The sequence below is a fragment of the Serratia sp. T13T92 genome, from assembly GCF_047530105.1.
Lineage (GTDB): Bacteria > Pseudomonadota > Gammaproteobacteria > Enterobacterales > Enterobacteriaceae > Chania > Chania fonticola.
On sequence record NZ_JBLJAK010000010.1, the window covers coordinates 74,468 to 94,743 of the forward strand.

Consider the following 20,276-nt stretch of genomic DNA (forward strand, 5'->3'; position numbering starts at 1 on the left):
GGGCACCATGTCCAGACTACTTTCTCACCCATTGCGGGTGGGCTGGCTGCTGCTCGCCTGTTGGACGGCGAGTGCGCAGGCAACCGGCCTGACGTTGGAGCAATCGCTGGCGGCGGCAGAGCGCTATTCCGCCGAACTCTCGGCCAATCAGCATCAGGTGAATGCGCTGCAAAACATGGCGGATTCGGCGATGGAGTTGCCCGATCCCAAGCTTACATTCGGCATTGAAAACGTGCCGGTACAGGGCGGTAACGCCCGGCGCTTGACCCGTGAAGGGATGACCATGGAACGGGTTGGCATCATGCAGGATTATGTCAGCAGCACTAAGCGCCAACGTAAGGCGGATACCCTACGGGCCGAGGCCAATAAAACCGAAGCCAGCAGTGCGACAATCCGTTCCCGTTTGCAGCAGCAGACGGCACAAGCCTGGTTGGAACTGGCGCTGAGCCAGCAGACGCTGAAGGATGCCACGGCCTTGCTCAAGGAGAGTGAACGCCAGATCGCCGCCCAACATGCCGGAGTGGCCAGTGGCAGTTCGCCCGCCGCTAACGTCATCGATGCTCGCTTGACGCTGTTGGCGATGCAGGACCGGCTCAGTGAGGCGCAGCGTGACGTCACCATCGCCCAGGCTCGCTTAACCCAGTTGACCGGGCAGAAGGTTGAGGGGATCGGTGGCCCGTTGCCACGCTTCGAGCGCCTGCCTGCCGAGAGCAATCTGTTGCGACAAGCGATAAAACAGCATCCGGAAGTCGTGCAGGCCAGCCGTGAGGCCGATGTGGCCAAGGCGCGATCGGCGCAGTCCGAGGTGGCCGCCATTCCGGACGTGGGGATAGAGGTGTCGTATGGCAAACGGGCCGATGGCTATGAGGATATGGCGGGTGTGATGTTTACCGTCGATCTGCCCCTGTTCCGCTCCCAGCGGCAGGATAAGGACTATGCCGCTGACGTTTCCCGCTCGATGGAAGCCAACGACCAACTGACGTTATTGATCCGCGACCATCAGGCCCAGTTGGATACGCTGCTGGCGCAGTATCAGGCCGCGCAGGCGCAATGGCAGCGTCAACAGCAGCAAGCGATCCCGTTGCAACAACAGCGCGTGGCACTGCAACTGGCGCAATACCGCAGTGGTAAAAGCGATCTCTCCTCAGTGTTGGAAGCTCGTCGGGCCTTGCTCGACAGCCGTCTGAGCGCCGGTAAGGCCGCGCGTGAATTAGCGCAGCTGTGGGCCGCTATCCGTTATCTCACCGTGCAGGAGGCAAAGTCATGAAAATGCGTTTTAGCCTGACGCTGTTAGCCGCCTTATTGGGCGGTGCTATGGGCGGTTACTGGTTTGCCGGGGAAAAAACCGCGGCACAACCTGCTAGCGGCGGTGCCGAACGGCAGGTGCTGTATTGGTACGATCCGATGGTGCCTGGCCAGCGTTTTGATAAGCCGGGCAAATCGCCGTTTATGGATATGGAACTGGTGCCACGCTATGCCGATGAGCAGCAGGATGACGCTGGCGTTACTATCAGCTCCCGCCAGCAGCAGAATCTGGGCGTCCGTACAGCGGCTGCACAACTGCGTGAATTGAATTTGCAGCTTGATGCCTATGGCAGCGTTGCCACCGATGAGCGCGGCGTGCAGGTGATTGCCGCTCGGGCCAACGGGCTGATAGACAAACTCTATGTGCGTGCCAGCCAGCAGCAGGTAAAGAAAGGACAAGCGCTGGCACAGCTGTGGATCCCGGACTGGAGTGCTGCACAGCAGGAATACCTGGCGATCCGCAAACTGGGCGATAGCGCACTGACCTCTGCCGCCCGCCAGCGCCTGGCATTGCAGTTTATGCCTGAAGCCATCATTCGCCAGGTTGAACGCAGCGGCCAACCCCAGACCCGCATTACCATTACCGCACCAGAGAGCGGGTTTATCAACAAGCTGGACGCACGGGAAGGGATGCAGGTTACCGCAACGCAGGGCCTGTTTGAGTTGGCCAGTCTCGATCCGGTGTGGATGGTGATTGATTATCCGCAGGCGCAGGCCGGGCTGTTGCAGGTTGGCGATGCGGTGGCAGCCCGCTCCGCCAGTTGGCCGGGTGAACGCTTCACCGGGGAGGTCAGCGAGCTGCTGCCTAACGTCGATCCGCTAACCCGCACCTTTAAAGCGCGTATCGTGCTGAAAAATCCTCAACAGCGCCTGAAGCCGGGCATGTATTTGCAGGTGCAACTGGCACAAAACGCCGGGGCCAAGCCGGTGCTGGCTATCCCGCAGGAGGCTCTGATCGGCAGTGGCGATCGCAACCGGGTGCTGGTGGCGGAAGGGAATGGTCATTTTGCTCCGGTTGACGTGGTCGCCGGCCTGGCACAGGACGGCTGGGTAGAAATCAAACAGGGTCTGCAAGCAGGGCAACAGGTGGTCACCTCAGGCCAGTTCCTGATTGATTCCGAAGCCAGCATGCGCAGCGCCTTGCCACAGATGGCCGGGCAGGAGGGGGTAAAACAGTATCAGACGTTGGGCGTGGTCGAGGCGGTGGATGGCGCTACCGTCACGCTGTCGCACGATCCGGTGGCAGAGTTGCAATGGCCCGCGATGACCATGGATTTCACCCTGCCAGCGGGTGGCTTGCCCACTGGGATTGGTATCGGCAGCAAGGTGATGTTCCATTTTAGCGTGGATGAAAACGGCTCGCACATCAGCCAGATCATGCCGCAAGGAGGCCACCAATGATCGCCTCCGTGATCCGCTGGTCGATACGCAATCGCCTGTTGGTATTACTGGCTTCGATATTGCTGGCCGGGTGGGGCGTATGGGCGTTGCAGAAGGCACCGCTGGATGCGCTGCCCGATCTCTCTGACGTGCAGGTGATCGTCCGGGCGACCTATCCGGGCAAAGCGCCGCAGGTGATCGAAGATCAGGTGACCTACCCGCTGACCACCACCATGCTGACGGTGCCGGGAGCCAGCACGGTGCGGGGCTTCTCCATGTTCGGCGATGCCTACGTCTACATTCTGTTTGAAGACGGTACCGATCCTTACTGGGCGCGTTCGCGGGTGTTGGAGTCACTCAGCCAGGTGCAGTCTTCGCTGCCGCCGCAGGTCAAAGTGGCGCTGGGGCCGGATGCTACTGGCGTTGGTTGGGTTTATGAGTATGCGTTGGTCGATCGTACAGGTAAACACAGTCTGGCGGATCTGCGCGCCTTGCAGGACTGGACGCTCAAGTTCGAACTGAAAACCGTGCCTAACGTCGCAGAGGTTGCCAGCGTTGGCGGCATGGTGCGGCAATATCAGGTGATATTAAATCCGCAAAGTATGCGGGCGCTGAATATTACCCATCAGCAGGTGGTGAGCGCCATTCAGGATGCCAACCAGGAAGGCGGCGGTGCGCTGCTGGAAATGGGGGAGGCTGAGTATATGGTACGCACCTCCGGCTACCTGAAAAAACTCGCCGACTTTAATAACGTGGTGATCACCGCCCGCGACGGGGTGCCGATCCTGTTGTCACAGGTCGCAGAACTGCGTGAGGGGCCGGAAATCCGCCGTGGTGTAGCGGAGCTCAACGGTGAAGGTGAGGTGGCGGGTGGTATTGTGGTGATGCGCTATGGCAAGAATGCGCTGGAAACCATTAATGCGCTGAAGGCCAAGCTGCAACAGCTTCAGCACACTCTGCCGCCGGGCGTGGAGATCGTGCCGGTTTATGACCGATCGCAACTGATCGAGCACGCGATCGATACGCTGTCATTCAAGCTGTTGGAAGAGTTCCTGGTGGTCGCGGTGGTGTGCGCCTTGTTCCTGTCCCACTTCCGCTCGGCGCTGGTGGCGATGGTGACTCTGCCGCTGGGGATCTTGGGCGCCTTTGTGGTGATGCACTATCAAGGGGTTAACGCCAACATCATGTCGCTGGGGGGAATAGCTATTGCTATCGGCGCGATGGTGGATGCGGCGATCGTAATGATCGAAAACATGCACAAAGTGCTGGAGCAGTGGCGGCAACGCCATCCCGGCCAGCAGCCCACCTCAAAAGATTACTGGCACATCTCTGAGCAGGCGGCGGTTGAGGTTGGCCCGGCGCTGTTCTGTAGTCTGTTGATCATTACCCTGTCGTTTATCCCGGTGTTTTCGCTACAGGCGCAGGAAGGGCGGATGTTTGCGCCATTGGCGTTCACCAAAACCTATGCGATGGCGGTATCCGCCGGGTTGGGCATCACGCTGGTGCCGGTGCTGATGGGCTATTTTATCCGGGGTCGCATTCCGGACGAACATGCCAACCCGATCAATCGCTGGTTGATCCGCATGTATCAGCCGTTGCTGGCAGCGGTGCTGGCACGGCCTAAAGCCACTCTGGGGATTTCCGCTCTACTGTTGGTGCTGACCTTATTCCCGCTCAGCCGCCTAGGCAGCGAGTTTATGCCCCCGCTGGATGAAGGGGATCTGCTGTATATGCCTTCGACCCTGCCGGGGATCTCTGCCCGCGAGGCGGCACGGCTGCTGCAATTGACCGACAGGTTGATCAAAACCGTGCCGGAAGTGGACACGGTCTTTGGCAAGGCTGGGCGGGCGGAGACGGCAACCGATCCGGCTCCGTTAACCATGTTGGAAACCACCATTCGCTTTAAGCCCCGCGACCAGTGGCGGCCCGGCATGACGATGGACAAGCTGGTGGCCGAACTGGACAGCGTGGTCAAGGTGCCCGGTATTGCCAACGTCTGGGTGCCGCCGATCCGTAACCGTCTGGATATGTTGGCGACCGGCATCAAAAGCCCGGTAGGCATCAAGGTCAACGGCAGCAATATTGCCGATATTGAGCAGGCGGCCAGCCAGATTGAGCAGGTGGTGAAGCAGGTTCCAGGTGTGACTTCCGCGCTGGCGGAGCGCCTGGCTGGAGGGCGCTATGTGGATATCGATATCGATCGCCAGCGTGCGGCACGTTACGGCGTATCGGTGAAAGAGCTGCAATCGGTGGTCGCTACGCTGGTGGGTGGGGAAAACATCGCTGAAACCATTGAAGGGCGCGCGCGTTATCCGATCAACGTCCGTTATCCAAGGGAGATCCGTGATTCGCTGCAAAAGCTGCGTGAATTGCCGGTGGTGACGGCGACGGGTGGGCAAGTACCTTTGGCAGAACTGGCGGATATTCGCATCACGGAAGGGCCACCGATGCTGAAAAGCGAGAACGCCCGGCTTTCGGATTGGATCTATGTCGATCTGCGCGGGCGCGATTTGAAATCGGCGGTGGAAGAGATGCAACAGGTGGTGGCACAGCAGGTGAAGCTGCCTGCCGGGGTTTCCCTCAGTTGGTCCGGGCAGTTTGAGTATCTGGAACGCGCTAGTGCCCAGTTGAAGATTGTGCTGCCGGTAACGCTGGCGATCATCTTCGTGCTGCTGTTTGTCACCTTCAACAGCGTGAGCGATGCGCTGCTGATCATGGCGACGCTGCCGTTTGCGCTGATAGGTGGGGTCTGGCTGCTGTATCTGCTCGATTACAACCTGTCGGTAGCCGGGGCGGTAGGCTTTATTGCCCTGGCCGGGGTGGCGGCGGAGTTTGGCGTGATTATGGTGCTGTACCTTAATCAGGCGCTGGCGAAACATCGTCAGCCCGGCCAGCCGTTGAGTCATCAACAACTGATGGCGGCGATTAGCGAAGGGGCGGTGTTGCGCGTCAGGCCGAAGGTGATGACGGTGGCGACCATTATGGCCGGTTTACTGCCGATTATGTGGGGCGGCGGTGCTGGCTCAGAGGTGATGCAGCGGATTGCCGCACCGATGATTGGCGGCATGGTGAGTGCGCCATTGCTATCGATGCTGGTGATCCCGGCGGTGTATTCGCTGCTGCACCGTAAAGCTGAAAAAACCGGTGCTGAGGCAGAGTAGTCGGCCCCTCACCCCAACCCTCTCCCACAGGGAGAGGGAGCTGGTACAGTGTTGTGGCAAGGTGCCGTGATCAATCTGTTAGCAGGGTAAAAAGCAGTTGGTTTAGTGCCATGGTCAGGTAAGTTTCTATAACAAATAGCGAACTCGATCGGTCCCCTCTCCCTGTGGGAGAGGGTTAGGGTGAGGGGTAATACACTGATTTTAAAGGTCCTACTGCACCAGGAACGCCTTAAACTGCGGCGTCATCGTCGCGCTGAAGCCGTCATCGGTTTTGCTGATCAAATACACCGCCAACCCTTTCTCTTCGGCCAGTTTCAGCGCTTTTTCCGTGCCCAGCACCATCAACCCGGTATCCCAACCATCGGCTTCCAACGCCGTAGGGGCAATCACCGTAACGGAAACCAGCTTATGGGTGATTGGCCGCCCGGTGACGGGATCGATCACGTGGGAATAGCGCTGACCGTCCTGCTCGAAGTAGTTACGATAACTCCCCGCAGTGCTGATGCCGTAGCCTTGCAAATCCACCAGCGCTTGCACCGCATTTTCCCGGTCGGTGGGCTTTTGGATTGCCACCCTCCAAGGCTTGTTCTGGCCATTCACGCCGCGTGATGAAACGGCTCCACCCACCGATACCAGATAGTTGGTGATGCCTTTGCGCGCCATCAACTGGACCAACTGATCCACGCCGTAACCTTCGCCTAGCGTGGAGAGATCGACATACATCTCCGGCAGATCTTTTTGCAGCCATTCACCCCGGCTGTCGCTCAGCAGTTTCAGATGTTGCAAACCAATATGCTGGCGAGCCGCGTCGATCTGCTGCTGGCTGGGGACTTTGACGGCCCGCTTATCCGGGCCGAATCCCCACAGGTTAACCAAAGGGCCGACGGTGATATCCATAGCACCTCCGGTATCACGGCCAATGCGCTGAGCGGTGAGGATGATATCGGCCATTCCACGGGGGATGGGCTGCGGCTCGGCAGTGGTGTTTTGGTTGAAGCGGGATAACACTGAATCGGGGCGGTAAGTGGAAATATCGTCGTTGGCCTGCTCCAGCAGCGCATCGATCTCCTGCTGCAATTGTTGTTTGCTCTCGGTGATAGTGCCGCTGACCTTTACGCTATAGAACGTCCCCATGGTTTTGCCTTCGATGTCGATCTGGGGGCGGGTGTTGGCATCGTTACAGGCGGCTAGCAGCATCAGCGCCGCGCTGAGCAGCAGCCTTTTGGCAATGGAATTGGCCATAGAAAATCCTAAAAGCAGGGAAAGACGACGGGTATAAAACAAAATACGATAAATGGAAAGGGCAACGTGCTTTTTTACTGGCGTAATTCAAGAGCTTCGGCTAACGTCGTTTTCCAGCCTTCGCTTGAAAAATAAGAGTAAATCCATGAGTTCAAATGCGCTGACCAGTTTGTTGAGGCCATTTTTGCATGACCGCTTCCTGCATGCGTTGCTGCTGATGGGGATGCTGCTGTACGCCATTGGGCCACAGCCGCTGAGGGCACTCTCTGGCTTTATCGATTGGCGCACCATTATGACCCTGCTGGGGTTGATGCTGTTGACCAAAGGCGTTGAGGTTAGTGGCTATTTCGATTTTATCGGCCGCCAGATTGTGAACACCCTGCAAAGTGAACGTTCACTGGCACTGTTTCTGGTGTGTGCTGCTGCGGTGCTGTCGTCGTTTCTCACCAACGATGTGGCGCTGTTTATCGTTATCCCGTTGACCATTACGCTGAAAAAGCTCTCTTCACTGCCGATAAGCCGCCTGATCATCTTCCAGGCACTGGCGGTTAACGCCGGGTCGTTGCTGACGCCGATTGGCAATCCGCAGAATATTTTGCTGTGGAGCAAGTCTTCGCTGACCTTTATGGAGTTTATCGGGCGCATGGCACCGTTCGGCATTATCATGATGCTGAGCCTGCTGGTGGTCACCTGGTTCAGTTTCCCGGCGCGGAAAATTGTCAAAGCCCCTAACACCCAACCCTATCCTTATCAAATGCGCCTGTTACTGGCCAGTGTCGCGCTGTATGTGGCCTTTCTGATCTGCCTGGATTTGGACGTGCCGTTGTATGGCATGTTACTGGTGTTTGCCGGTTTTCTGCTGTTGGCTCGCCAGGTGCTGCTGCAGATTGACTGGAGCCTGATCTTCGTATTTCTCGCCATGTTTATCAATATTGGCTTGCTGACCCAACTGCCAGCGCTGCAGCCGCTGTTTGACCAGATTGCCTCGCTGGCGGACGGCAGCGTATATGTGTTGGGGATCGCTTTATCCCAAGTGATCAGCAACGTTCCGGCGACCATTTTGTTGCTGAACTATGTGCCTTCCAGCGCTCTGGTGGCCTATGCGGTAAACGCCGGGGGATTTGGCCTGGCGATCGGCTCACTGGCTAACCTGATCGCCCTGCGGATGGCGGGGGAACGCCAGATCTGGCTGCGGTTCCATTACTATTCGATACCCTTCCTGGCATGGGCTACGTTGGTGGGTTGGCTGTTATTGGGTTAATTCGGCTCAGCCGCTCCACGGCCAAGGTAATCTCCCCTGGCGTGAGGGCCGAGAACCCCAGTAACCAGCCGTCGCGTCTGGCGCTGGCGTTCTGATACTGGGTGGACAAGCCGGGAGTAATGACGCCTAGCTGTTGCGCCTGTCGGGTCAGTTCTGCCTCTTGGCCCACCGGTAGCCAAACGCCGAGCTGAAGCCCACCGCCCGCGTGCTGTGGCGTGGCAAAATGCCCCAGGTGCTGTGCTAGCTGCGTTAGTAGCCAATCACGGCGGCTGCGATAGAGTTGGCGCATGTAACGGATGTGGGCAGCAAAATGCCCTTGCAGAATAAACTCTGCCGTGACGGCCTGTGCCAACTGAGCGCAATGGCCGTCATATACCGAACGTGCGGTGGTAAACGCTGCCACCAACGCGGGGGGCACAATCAGATAGGCCAGCCGTAGCGAAGGGAACAGCGCTTTGGAGAAGGTGCCGACATACAGCACTGTGCCGTGGCGATCCAGACCCTGCATGGCGGGCATCGGTTGGCCGTCATAGTGAAACTCGCTGTCGTAGTCATCCTCAATAATCCAACTTTGCGATCGCCGGGCCTGTTCCAATAGGGCCAATCGCCGTTCCAGGCTGAGTGCCACGCCGGTGGGGTACTGATGCGAAGGAGTCAGATAGATCAGGCGAGGGGGAGGTAACGAGCCGTCTGGCTGCAGCCCGGCCTCATCCACTGCCACCGGTACCAGATTGGCTCCCGCGCTGGTAAATGCGTTCTTGGCCCCGTTGTAACCAGGCTCCTCGACCCACACCACATCTCCGTTATCGATCAGCAAGGTGGCAATCAGCTGCAATGCCTGTTGGGAGCTGGTCAGGACGATCACCTGTTCCGAGTCGCAGTTCACGCCCCGGGTTTGGCCGACGTAACCGGCAATGGCTTCACGCAGCGGCAAGTAGCCTTGGGGATCGCCATAACGCAGCAGCTTTTCCCCCTGTAGCCGCAGCCGTTGGGCGGTGAGCTGTTGCCACAGCTTCAACGGGAAGGCGCGCAGATCCGGTGAACCGGCAGCAAACGGTAGTGGTTGTTGTGGATCGCGGCAGCCACCGGTTTGCACAATCGCCAAACCGCGCTGTGAGAGCCGCAGTTGGCCACTGGATTTGCGTATTGGCGCAGGCTTGGCGATCTGGATAGCGACAGAGGTGCCTTGGCCCACCCGGCGATGTAGATATCCCTCGGCTTCCAACTGAGCATAGGCGGCTTCGGCGGTAACCCGTGAGATGCTCAGATCGGCCGCCAGAACCCGCGAGGAGGGCAGGCGCTGGCCCGCGCTTAACGTGCCGCAATGGATCGCCGTGCGTAACGTATTACACACTCGCTCACGTAGCGTGCCCGTCGCGTTATCCACCTGTTGAAATAGCATCAGCAATACCTGAGACATAATCGGTCTTATTACCTTGGCAAAATGGGTCTCAACCATAAGACCAAAATCAGGCACTATTGTCATCAACCTTAAGGCACTGGAGTTGCACTATGAACGTCTCTTCACTGGTATTGGCTTTTCCCCCGGCAGCGGCAGCACAAAGCCTGGACTATCTGGCGGCTAAGCTCAGCTTTTACGCCGACTCGGCGGACGTGGCGGAAGATTTGCGCAATGGCGTCAGCGAGATTGTGGTGATCGATACCCGTGCCAGCGCGCTCTACTCCGCCGGGCATATTCCTGGAGCGCTGAGCTTTCCCCATCGCTTAATGGATGAAAGCAGTACCTCATCTCTCGATCGTGACAAGGTCTATGTCACCTACTGCGACGGTATCGGCTGTAACGGTTCCACCCAGGGGGCATACAAGTTGGCCAAGCTCGGTTTTCGGGTCAAAGAGCTGATTGGCGGGCTGGATTTCTGGCTACGCGATGGCCATCCGGTGGCCATCGGTGTTGAGCAGGGGACGATGCAGGGGCGGGGTAAAGCACCGGAGTGCGGCTGTTAAAACAGCGCCCACAGTACCAATGCCAATACGATAACGCCGACAACCAGCGCCAAAGGCTTACTGAATACCGACTGTAAAGGCTGCGGCAGGGCGGCGATTAGCGGGTTAAGCAATGGCTGTGGCTGTTGGACGTCACTGTGTAGCGACGGAGCGTGGCCAGTCTTGTCCAGACGGCGGGTAAACAGTTGCTGGATCACGTCGTTTAGCTGCGCGTGGGTCAACGGCGTATTGAGGTTGCCGTTAAAGCGGTGCTGGCAATAGTCATTGAGCTGTTGCTGCTCCTGTTGGTCTGCTGGCTGTTTCAATACCGCCAGCAGGTTTTGCAGCGTCGGCGCCGTTTGTGGGCTGAGCGCCAATTTCACCTGCATAAACTGACTGAGCAGTTGGAAGTGGCGTGCGGGCAACGGATCGTTGATTTTTACCCCGACCAGATCGAACAGTGCCTGCCAGAGTTTGGCCGTTGTCTCGCCGGTAGCCGCGCTGAGCTTGGTGACCTGCAGCTGCAAGTGCTGATGTTCCGCAGGCAGCAGCGAACGATCGCTGGTGGCCGTTTGTTGCGGGTGAGGGATTGTCAGTTCGCCGGTTTGCAGCAGGTTCAACACTTGCTGGAGCTGTGGGTGACTCAACTGGCTTAACACCGTATGGCCAAACTGCTGGCGGATAAAGTCGCTGACCGCTTGGCGGTTATTGCCTTGTGGCAACAGTTCGGTGAGCTGTTGCAGCAGTTGGCGGCTGGCATGGCTCTGTTGTGCCACGCCAAGGCGGTTTTGCAGTAGCTGCTCTGCCGGTTGGAAATGGCGCGCCAACAGTTCGCTGTGGTTATCCGCCCCTAATTCATGACGCAGCGTGGCCCAGATCTCGGCGGATTTGGCCGGGCTGAGGGCCATGATCTTGACGATCAGTTTTTCCAACTGGGTGCGTTGGGTTGGGGAGAGCGGCTGATCGTCGGCAGGGGGTATTTTGCCTGCGGTCGGAGGGTGATCGGCTGCGCCAGGAGCGCCAGGTCCACTTAATGGTTGCATATCACCAGTCCTTCGCAGTGTATAAAGTCGACATACCCGGCGAAAAGCACAGGCTTAATCGCTTATGATACCTGTAATTTCGTGCCATCAATACCGCCACCAGACATTTCTTTACAGGCCAATCGTTGCTTATCCTATTTACGCCGCTAAGATAGGCGCAGATACGGCATTGAGGGCGTGATGATAAATCGGCAGCGGATTGCAAAATGGTTTTTAACCCTGGCTTGCCTGGTGGTACTGACGTGCCTCACCCAGCGCATGGCGGGTTTGCATACCTTGCAATTAGCTCTTGGCCTGCCCACTGTCAGCGTTAGCCAATCCTCGGCCAGCGGTGATGAAGAGGCTACCACCACGACCCCTTGTGAGCTGAGTGCCAAATCGCTGTTGGCCTCTCCACCGGTGATGTTTGAAAACGTGCTGTTTGGCCTGGGGATGTTGCTGGTCCTGCTGGCTCCGATCATCGCTCCACGCCTGCCGTACCCTCCTGTACGCGTTATTTCCCCCCCCACCCTCAGGGTGCATCTGCGATTATGCGTGTTCCGTGAATGAGTTAATCCCTCGTCAAACCGAGTGACTAATTTATTTATGGAGAACAATTATGTGGAATATCATCAGGCTGGCGTTGGCTTGCCTGTTAGTGCTTTGGCTACCTGCAACACAGGCAGCGGATAGCGGCTGGCTGCAAAGCCCGCAGAACGATCATGCGCAAGTCAGGCTGCGTGCCGACACCAGCAACGGGGACGAAACCCGTGTGCTGCTCGCTGTTGAGCTGGAAAAAGGATGGAAAACCTACTGGCGCTCACCAGGGGAAGGCGGCATTGCGCCAGCAATCACCTGGCAGGGTAACCCACCACCGGCAACCTGGTTCTGGCCAACCCCGCAGCGCTTTGACGTGGCGGGGATTTCGACGCAGGGCTATCAGCAGCGGGTAACGCTGCCCATCGTGTTCAAGGGGGCTGTGCCACAGCAACTGGAGGGAAGGCTTACCTTATCCACCTGTAGCAACGTCTGCATCTTGACCGATTATCCGTTCAAACTGGATCTCACCACCCCGGCTGACCCAAAGTTCAATCACGACTTTGCTCAGGCGATGGGGCAGGTGCCGATTGCCAGCGGGTTGGTGGACAGCCTGCGTGCCGGTTATCGCAACGGTGAGTTGCAGATTATCGCGCAGCGTACCGCGGGCTGGCAACAGCCTGAGCTGTTCTTTGATACCTTGGCAGGAGCCGATCTGGGCAAGCCAACGGTCAGCAGTGATGGCGAGAGTCTGCAAGCGCGAGTTCCCGTGAGTGATGGTTGGGGAGACGCAGCACCGGATCTGCGCGGTAAACAGCTGCGGTTGGTTATCAGCGACGGTGGGATCGCTCAGGAGGCTACGCTGACCATTGGCGGGCCGCTTGCTTTACCGTCCACCGTGGCTTTCCCCTTATGGCAAGCGGTGTTGATGGCGCTAGCGGGCGGTTTCATTCTTAACCTGATGCCTTGTGTGCTGCCGGTGCTAGGGATGAAGCTAGGCTCCATCTTGCAGGTCGAGCAGCGCGATCGGCGTAGTGTGCGTTGGCAATTTCTGGCCTCTTCCTTGGGGATCGTGGTGTCCTTTATGGCGTTGGCCTTGCTGATGACGCTGTTGCGCCTGAGCAATCACGCGCTGGGCTGGGGTATCCAATTCCAAAACCCGTGGTTTATCGGCTTTATGGTGCTGGTGACGCTGCTGTTCAGCGCCAATCTGTTCGGCCTGTTCCACCTGCAACTCTCTTCCTCGTTGAATACCAAGCTGGCCACCCATAACGGGCGTGGCTTGAGCGGTCATTTCTGGCAGGGAGCGTTTGCCACGCTGCTGGCAACGCCTTGCTCGGCACCTTTCCTGGGAACGGCGGTGGCGTTTGCGTTGGCGGCTCCGTTGCCGGTGCTTTGGGGCATGTTTGTGGCACTGGGAATTGGCATGAGTCTGCCCTGGTTGCTGATTGCCGCCTGGCCTGCGCTGGCGTTACGCCTGCCACGTCCTGGCCGCTGGATGAACGGGATGAGGCTGGCGCTGGGCTTGCTAATGCTGGTTTCTTCGCTCTGGCTGCTTAGCCTGATGACCAACCATATCGGCGTGAGGCCGACTCTGATTGTCGGTGCCATCTTGCTGCTCGGTTTATTGCTGGCGGTGTGGCAACGGTTAGGTGCCCGGCCAGCGGGGATAGCGGCGGCCAGCGTGCTGGTGGTCGGTGGTTTGGCATTGCTGGTGGGATCGTTGACGGCCAACCAGTGGCGACAGCCGTTACACGACAACATCGCCTGGCAACCGCTTTCTGAACAGGCGATCGCACAGGCGCTGGCCGACAACAAACGGGTGTTTGTCGATGTGACCGCCGACTGGTGTGTGACCTGCAAGGCGAATAAATACAACGTGTTGCTGCGCGACGAGGTGCAAAAAGCACTCAGCGCCGAGGATGTGGTGGCGTTGCGCGGTGACTGGAGCCGCCCGTCGGAAAGCATCTCGACCTTCCTGCAACAGCGCGGCAGCGTTGCCGTTCCCTTTAACCAAATCTATGGCCCCGGCTCGCCAGACGGCGAAGTGTTGTCACCGCTGCTCACTCGCGAAGCCGTTCTGCAAGCCCTGTCTACTGCCAAAGGAAACCAATAATGAACAAGTTACTGATGTTACTGCTGCTGATTGTCACCCCGGTCTGGGCTGCGGCTCCTTTCACCGCCGAGCAGGAAGTGCGGATCAAAGAGCTGATCCGCGAAACGCTGGTCTCTAACCCGGATATTCTGGCAGAAGCGGTTAACGCCTGGCAGCAGCAAACCAACGACCAGCAAATCGGCCAGGCAATTGAGAAAAATAGCAAAATCCTGTTCGACGATCCCGCCAGCCCACGATTGGGGGCCAAGAATGCCAAGCTGACGCTGGTGGCTTTCACCGATTACAACTGCCCGTACTGTAAGCAGTTTGATCCGATGTTGGAGAAGATCGTCAACAAATATCCCGATGTGGCGCTGGTGGTGAAACTGCTGCCGTTCAAAGGGGAAAGCTCGATCGCCTCGTCGCGGGTGGCGTTAACGGCTTGGGAGCAGCATCCCGAACAGTTCTGGCCGTTGCATCAACGCCTGATGGCGAAAAAAGGCTTTCATGACAACGCCAGCATCGCCGCTGCTCAAGATAAAACCGGGGTTAAGCAGGTTGCACCGACTGAACAGAGTATGACCACGCTACGCACCAATATGCAGTTGGCGGAACAGTTTGGCGTGCAGGGAACGCCGGCCACCCTGATTGGCGATCAGATGCTGCCGGGCGCGGTGTCTTATGAGGATCTGGAAGCGTTAGTGAAGCAGCAATTGGCGAAGGTAAAAAATGGCTAGGTTGCGGCGCTGGGCGCGCGAACTGCTGATTTTGCTGTTGCTCGTGCTGGGCGTGACGTTCGCCATGGACTGGTGGCGGGCCCCGCAGGCTCCCTTGACCTTTGACCAACAAATGCTCGAAACCCTGGATGGAGAGCAGGTGTCGTTGGCGCAGCTCAGCCAGGATAAACCTTTGTTGGTCTATTTCTGGGCCAGTTGGTGTGGGGTTTGCCGCTTTACTACGCCTTACGTGGCCAAGCTGGTGGCAAACGGCGGTAACGTCATGACCGTGGCGCTGCGTTCGGGCAATGACCAGCAGGTTGAGCAGTGGTTGGCGGCTAAAAAGTTGCAACTGCCGGTGGTTAACGATGAGCAGGGCAAGCTATCGGCGCAGTGGCAGATTGGCGTAACGCCGACCATTGTGGTGATCTCTCAGGGTAAGGTGGTGCAGAGCACCACCGGCTGGACCAGCTATTGGGGCATGAAACTGCGGCTCTGGTGGGCCAGTATTTAGTCTCAATGGTTAAATAACATACCCGACCGTAGGGGCGCTGCATGCTGTGCCCTATTTTGCGGTAGTGACATTTAATTCCCCATAACCTCAACAATCGCCCGGCAAAGCCGGGCGATCCCTTCGGTAATCAGCTCCGGCGTATTGGCGGCAAAATTCAACCGCAAGCCATGTGAGCCGTGCTGCTCCTCAACATAAAAGCATTCGCCACGGGCAAAGGTGACACCCTGTTGCCAGGCTATTGGCATCAACGTGGTGGTGCTTACGGCAGGTGGCAATTCCAGCCAGATAAACAGCCCTCCCGCGGGGATGTCAAACCGACAGCCCGGCGGTAGGTGCTCGCTTAATGCAGCCACCATCGCATCACGGTGCTGGCGGTACATCCTTCCCGCCCGGCGCAGCTGCTTGTCGTAGCTGCCAACGGTGACAAAGGCGTCCAGCGCGCGCTGGATCAGATTGGAGCTGGTAAAGCTGTCGACGTGTTTGAGCCGTGAGAATTGCAGATACTGTTCGCTGTCTGCCACCAGATAACCGATGCGCATGCTGGGTAGCAGCATTTTGGAGAAGGTACTGACATAGATCACCGTGCCAGCGGGAGCCATGGCGCGCAGTGACGGCAGGCTTTTACCGTTGTAACGCAGATCGCCAACAAAATCGTCCTCCAGGATCACTATCCCAGCCTGCTGCGCCAACGCCAGCAAGCGGCTGCGGCGGGCTTCGCTCATACAGCGCCCGGTGGGGTTATTGAAATTGGGGATGGTGTAGATCATTTTGGGCTGATGCTGGGCGATCAGCTCCGGCAGTTGCTCAACGCACATACCGTGACGATCGCTGGGCACTGGAACAATGTTGATCTGGTGCAGGCGCAGCAGCCCCAGAGCTTCGGCATAGGTGGGCTCTTCGACAATCACCGTATCTCCTGGGCGTAATAGCGTCTGGAAAATCAGGCTGATGGCATGTTGCGAGCCGTTGGTGATCAGCACCTGTTCGGCACGGGTGGGGATACCTTGCGCGGTCAGGATCCGGCTCAGCGTGTCGCGCAGCGGGTAGTAACCACAATAATCACCATAGCTGAAGGCCTCTTCCGCATGACGGCTGAGGATCGACAGCAGGATCTTGCGGAACGCCTCAAGCGGGAACACCTTGGGACTACCGACGCCAGCGGCAAAGTTGATGATGTGCTCCGGCAAAGGAATATCCGGATAACCGTCCAGCCGCGACGTCGTGGTGGTGAAGCGATCCGCGGGGAATAGCTCGCTGGATGCTGGCCGTTGCTGCATGGGGGCTGGTTGCAGGTGGCGCACATAGGCACCGCTGCCACGCCGCTGTTGTAACAATCCTTTGGCCGTCAGTTCGGCGTAGGCACTTTCCACCGTCAGACGGCTGACCGAAAGCTCGGCGGCCAAGCTGCGCGTTGACGGCAATTTATCGCCATCGGCAAAGGTGCCGCCAAGAATGGCGCGACGTAGCGCTTCTTCGATCTGTAGATACAGCGGAATGTCCTGCTGACGATCCAGTGGAATGTGCATGAAATTGGCCCGGTCATAAAAGTCTACTTTCACTATATCCCAGAGTAACAAGGCTTGGCACCGATAAAAGTGGCCTGCATAACATCGTAGTAAAGTGGCTATGGTGGCAAAATCTGGCCGCGTTAAAATCTCCGCCAGATGATTAAGCGGTGGAATTTTGAGGGTGTTATGTCGTTACCGTCGGGTGTTGTTGCAGAACCAGTTGTGGTCAGTGGAGGGATCCTGCGGGGAACCAACCAGGGTTACGTGATCGCCATTATCAGCGCCATGCTGCTAGCCTTCACCGCCATCATCATCCGTGCGCTGACCGAGTATTACCATCTACCGACGTTTGTGCTGGCCTTCTGGCGTGCGGCCCTGGTGGCCCTGGTGTTGTTACCGTTATTGCTGCTGTTCAAACCGCAATGGGCCTATCTGCGTCGTGAACAGGTGCCGTTCTACGCGGGTTACGGTTTGCTGTTGGCGTTGTTTAACAGCTTATGGACGCTGTCGGTGGCGCTCAATGGCGCCTCGGTGGCGACTATTTTGACCTATTGCTCGGTCGGTTTTACCGTGTTCCTGGGCTGGATGATGTACAACGAACGCCTCAGCCTGCGCGAGTTGTTGGTGATTGTGGTTAGTCTGGGCGGCTGCTTCCTGGTCAGCAACGGCGACAGTATGGGCAACAGCCGTTTTGACCTGTTGGGGCTGATGGTCGGCATGCTGTCCGGCATTGGTTACACCCTGTATACCCTCGGCGGGCGTATCGCCAGCGAGCGGCGTTACCCGGTGTGGAATACCATCCTGTACGTATTTGGTTTTTCCGCCGTGTACCAATGGTTGTTCAACACCTTGCTGACGTTGTTCCCCTTGGCGGCATTTCATGGCATGGCGGGGGACCTGTGGTTTCTGTCCCAGGGAGTTCAAGGCATTCAGTGGAGTGGCTGGCTGTTGCTGCTCACGCTGGCCGCCGGGCCAACGCTGCTGGGATTTGGCCTGTACAATATCAGCCTGAAAACCCTGCCGCTGGCGGTGGCCAACCTGATCCTGTCGCTGGAGCTGGTATTTACCGCGGTCATTGCCTATTTCCTGTTGGGGGAAAACATGAACCAGTTACAGCTACTGGGTAGCGCGTTGGTGATGGGCGGGGTGTTGATGCTGAGAAAAGCCAAGTAGGCTTGGTTTTCTGCGCCAGTTTGTTACCATTGGCCGCGAAACAACAGGGTGCACACAGCAAATGATGATTAATCCAAGGTTAAAACGAGCGCTTATCGCTTGATTGGGCAGTGTTTTTGAACGGAAAACGCTGCCACTGACACTACGTTCCGTGGCTCTTGCAATAAATTAAGAGAAGAAGCCATGACTGAGAAACACTGGTCACAAGTAGAATTACTCCACCAGACGGTAACCAACCCCAATATCCTGATCAAGGGAACCCACAGTTATTACAGCCATTGCTGGGATGACAGCTTTGAACGTTCCGTGGTGCGCTATTTGCACGGCGATGCGGTCAGCCAACAGTGGGAGCCCCTGGGGCAGCTAGACAGGTTGCACATTGGCGATTATGTCTGTATTGGTGCCGAAGCGGTGATCCTGATGGGCGGGAATCATACCCATCGTATTGATTGGCTGAGCCTGTATCCCTTTATGGAAACCATCCAGGCGTCTTATTTGCCTAAAGGTGATACCAGCCTTGGCGACGGATGCTGGATCGGGATGCGGGCCATGCTGATGCCTGGCGTGACGATTGGCGAAGGGGCGATAGTTGCCGCCGGTAGCGTGGTGACTGCGGATGTAGAACCCTACGCTATCGTTGGCGGTAATCCGGCCCGGATGATTAAACGGCGGTTCTCTGCGGAGACAATCGAGCGTTTACTCGCGTTGCAGATTTACGATTTGCCCGCCGAGGCGTTCGCCAGCATCCAGCCCTTGTTGACCAGCGATGATATTACGGCCTTGGAGCAGGCTGTTGAGGTTATACGCCAATAATAAGTCGGGCGGGTTAACCCCGCCCGATGTTCAACCAGCTCACAATATCGGGGCGCTGCATGCAGCGCCCTTTGTGCATTACTCAACTTCTGTCGCTTCCCCAGTGATACGGCGGTGCTTGCGGAGTTTGCGCAGCAGTGGGGGTAACACCAACACCGCGACGGCCAGCACCAACAGGCATTGGGCAATGGCACTGCTCCACAGAATGTCAAAGTTCCCGTTGCTGATGGACAACGCTCGGCGCAGGTTTTGCTCCAGCATTTCCCCCAACACAAATCCCAGGATCAGCGGCGACATCGGGAAGTGCATTTTGCGCAGGATATAGCCAAACACGCCTAGCCCCACCATTAGTAGCAAATCGAAGGTGGTGCTGTGCACCGCATAGACCCCAACGGCGGAAACGGCGGCGATCGCCGGTACCAGGAACCACAGCGGCACGGTCAGCATGCGGGTGAACAGGCCAATAAGCGGGATGTTCATGATCAACAGCATCACGTTGGCGATCAGCAGCGCGGCAATCAGCCCCCAAACGATATCCGGCTGTTCGGTGAACATTGCCGGGCCAGGGGTGATGTTATACAGCGTCAATGCTCCCATCATCACCGCCGTAGTGCCTGAACCCGGTACGCCCAGGGTCAGCATTGGGATAAATGAACCGCAGGCGGAAGCGTTATTGGCGGCCTCCGGCGCGGCGACGCCACGAATATCCCCTTTGCCAAACGACTCGCTGTTACCGCTGATGCGCTTCTCCGTCATATAAGTAAGCGCACTGGCAATGGTCGCTCCGGCACCTGGCAGAATACCGACGAAGAAACCGACAAAGGAGGATCGAAGGGTTGGGCCAACGCACTCGGCAGCTTCTTTACGGTTAAACAGCATACGGCCGGTTTTGCGGATCAGCTTTTGGCCCGTGCTGGTGCTTTCCAGCATCAGCAAGATCTCGCTGACCGAGAACAGCCCGATCACCACCACAATAAACTGAATGCCGTCGGAGAGGTGCACGCTGTCGAAGGTGAAGCGATACACGCCGGTATTGGCGTCCACCCCCACCGTAGCCAGCCCCAGACCAATCAGGGCCGCCAGCAGGGATTTCAACGGGTTCTGGCTCATCATGCTGCCAAGGCAGGCAATGGCAAACACCATCAGGGCAAAGTATTCTGCCGGGCCAAACGCCAGCGACCAGCGGGCCAGCATCGGGGCGAACAGAATAATGCCGATAATGGCGACCAGCGAGCCGGTGAAAGAGCTGACGGCGGAGATCGACAGGGCAACTCCTGCACGGCCTTGTTGGGCCATCGGGTAGCCATCCAGCGCGGTCATGATTGCGGCGGCATCCCCCGGGACGTTGAGCAGGATCGAAGAGATCCGCCCGCCGTATTCACAACCGATATACACCGTGGCCAGCAGGATCAGGGCCGACTCGGCGGGCAACTTCAAGGCGAAAGCCAGCGGTAAGAGGATCGCCACGCCGTTGATCGGGCCAAGGCCCGGCAGCAGCCCGACTATGGTGCCTACGAAGCAGCCGATCAGGGCAATCATCAGGTTCTGGGGCAGCAGTGCCACTTCGAACCCTTGTGATAAATACATCCAGGTTTCCATTATCGC

Annotated in this window: 16 protein-coding genes; 11 read left to right on the plus strand and 5 right to left on the minus strand. The window is 57.8% G+C overall.

The genetic code is table 11. The features are described from left to right. Window positions 1-7: 7 nt before the first annotated feature. Genes ACMV5I_RS12440 through ACMV5I_RS12450 form a run of 3 tightly spaced genes read left to right on the plus strand, consistent with a single transcriptional unit; the run spans window position 8 to window position 5,846 of the window. On the plus strand, window positions 8-1,267 hold the full coding sequence (locus tag ACMV5I_RS12440) for a TolC family protein (protein ID WP_414824475.1): 1,260 nt from the start codon (window positions 8-10) through the stop codon (window positions 1,265-1,267). Beyond that, entirely contained in the window at window positions 1,264-2,706 is a 1,443-nt protein-coding gene (locus ACMV5I_RS12445) for an efflux RND transporter periplasmic adaptor subunit (protein WP_414824476.1), read from the plus strand. Before ACMV5I_RS12440 ends, ACMV5I_RS12445 begins: the two co-directional genes overlap by 4 nt. Further along, window positions 2,703-5,846 carry an efflux RND transporter permease subunit gene (locus ACMV5I_RS12450; protein ID WP_414824477.1) on the plus strand — a complete coding sequence of 1,048 codons (3,144 nt, stop codon included), beginning with the start codon at window positions 2,703-2,705 and terminating at the stop codon, window positions 5,844-5,846. The genes ACMV5I_RS12445 and ACMV5I_RS12450 overlap by 4 nt, the downstream gene beginning before the upstream one ends. Before the next feature lie 210 nt (window positions 5,847-6,056). Here the strand turns inward: ACMV5I_RS12450 and apbE are convergent, their stop codons facing one another. After that, window positions 6,057-7,088, minus strand: a complete 1,032-nt coding sequence (gene apbE, locus ACMV5I_RS12455) for an FAD:protein FMN transferase ApbE (RefSeq protein WP_121607416.1) — start codon at window positions 7,086-7,088, stop codon at window positions 6,057-6,059. Window positions 7,089-7,233: 145 nt separating this feature from the next. Here apbE and ACMV5I_RS12460 point away from each other — a divergent pair, with 145 nt between their 5' ends. Next, complete coding sequence (locus ACMV5I_RS12460) at window positions 7,234-8,349, plus strand: SLC13 family permease (RefSeq protein ID WP_024486882.1); 1,116 nt, start codon at window positions 7,234-7,236, stop codon at window positions 8,347-8,349. Here the strand turns inward: ACMV5I_RS12460 and ACMV5I_RS12465 are convergent. Beyond that, window positions 8,318-9,808, minus strand: a complete 1,491-nt coding sequence (locus tag ACMV5I_RS12465) for a PLP-dependent aminotransferase family protein (protein WP_414824478.1) — start codon at window positions 9,806-9,808, stop codon at window positions 8,318-8,320. The genes ACMV5I_RS12460 and ACMV5I_RS12465 overlap by 32 nt on opposite strands. Window positions 9,809-9,861: 53 nt before the next feature. Here ACMV5I_RS12465 and ACMV5I_RS12470 point away from each other — a divergent pair, with 53 nt between their 5' ends. After that, window positions 9,862-10,314: a rhodanese-like domain-containing protein gene (locus ACMV5I_RS12470; protein ID WP_202672362.1), complete on the plus strand. Its 453-nt coding sequence runs from the start codon at window positions 9,862-9,864 to the stop codon at window positions 10,312-10,314. Here ACMV5I_RS12470 and flk read toward each other — a convergent pair. Continuing rightward, window positions 10,311-11,336: a flagella biosynthesis regulator Flk gene (flk, locus tag ACMV5I_RS12475; protein WP_414824479.1), complete on the minus strand. Its 1,026-nt coding sequence runs from the start codon at window positions 11,334-11,336 to the stop codon at window positions 10,311-10,313. The two genes, ACMV5I_RS12470 and flk, sit on opposite strands and share 4 nt — an antisense overlap. 180 nt (window positions 11,337-11,516) lie before the next feature. Here flk and ACMV5I_RS12480 point away from each other — a divergent pair, with 180 nt between their 5' ends. Genes ACMV5I_RS12480 through ACMV5I_RS12495 form a run of 4 tightly spaced genes read left to right on the plus strand, consistent with a single transcriptional unit; the run spans window position 11,517 to window position 15,177 of the window. Next, the gene (locus tag ACMV5I_RS12480) at window positions 11,517-11,885 is read left to right on the plus strand and encodes a hypothetical protein (RefSeq protein ID WP_024485616.1); all 369 of its coding nucleotides are present in this window, start codon (window positions 11,517-11,519) and stop codon (window positions 11,883-11,885) included. Between the two features lie 49 nt (window positions 11,886-11,934). Then, window positions 11,935-13,968: a protein-disulfide reductase DsbD family protein gene (locus tag ACMV5I_RS12485; RefSeq protein WP_414824480.1), complete on the plus strand. Its 2,034-nt coding sequence runs from the start codon at window positions 11,935-11,937 to the stop codon at window positions 13,966-13,968. Further along, window positions 13,968-14,684, plus strand: a complete 717-nt coding sequence (locus ACMV5I_RS12490) for a DsbA family protein (RefSeq protein WP_121607412.1) — start codon at window positions 13,968-13,970, stop codon at window positions 14,682-14,684. The genes ACMV5I_RS12485 and ACMV5I_RS12490 overlap by 1 nt, the downstream gene beginning before the upstream one ends. After that, window positions 14,677-15,177, plus strand: coding sequence for a protein disulfide oxidoreductase (locus ACMV5I_RS12495; protein WP_024485613.1), 501 nt, complete (start codon window positions 14,677-14,679; stop codon window positions 15,175-15,177). The genes ACMV5I_RS12490 and ACMV5I_RS12495 overlap by 8 nt, the downstream gene beginning before the upstream one ends. Before the next feature lie 71 nt (window positions 15,178-15,248). Here ACMV5I_RS12495 and ACMV5I_RS12500 read toward each other — a convergent pair whose 3' ends face one another. Then, entirely contained in the window at window positions 15,249-16,703 is a 1,455-nt protein-coding gene (locus tag ACMV5I_RS12500; RefSeq protein ID WP_414824503.1) for a PLP-dependent aminotransferase family protein, read from the minus strand. Between the two features lie 168 nt (window positions 16,704-16,871). Here ACMV5I_RS12500 and ACMV5I_RS12505 point away from each other — a divergent pair, with 168 nt between their 5' ends. Both ACMV5I_RS12505 and ACMV5I_RS12510 read left to right on the plus strand, forming a co-directional pair. Beyond that, window positions 16,872-17,858 (plus strand): DMT family transporter, encoded by a 987-nt coding sequence (locus ACMV5I_RS12505; protein WP_174334913.1) that lies wholly within the window; start codon window positions 16,872-16,874, stop codon window positions 17,856-17,858. Window positions 17,859-18,041: 183 nt separating this feature from the next. Next, on the plus strand, window positions 18,042-18,671 hold the full coding sequence (locus ACMV5I_RS12510; RefSeq protein WP_414824481.1) for a CatB-related O-acetyltransferase: 630 nt from the start codon (window positions 18,042-18,044) through the stop codon (window positions 18,669-18,671). Window positions 18,672-18,749: 78 nt separating this feature from the next. Here ACMV5I_RS12510 and ACMV5I_RS12515 read toward each other — a convergent pair whose 3' ends face one another. Continuing rightward, a complete protein-coding gene (locus tag ACMV5I_RS12515; RefSeq protein ID WP_024485610.1) occupies window positions 18,750-20,270 on the minus strand; it encodes a tripartite tricarboxylate transporter permease in 1,521 nt (506 codons plus the stop codon). Between the last annotated feature and the right edge of the window lie 6 nt (window positions 20,271-20,276).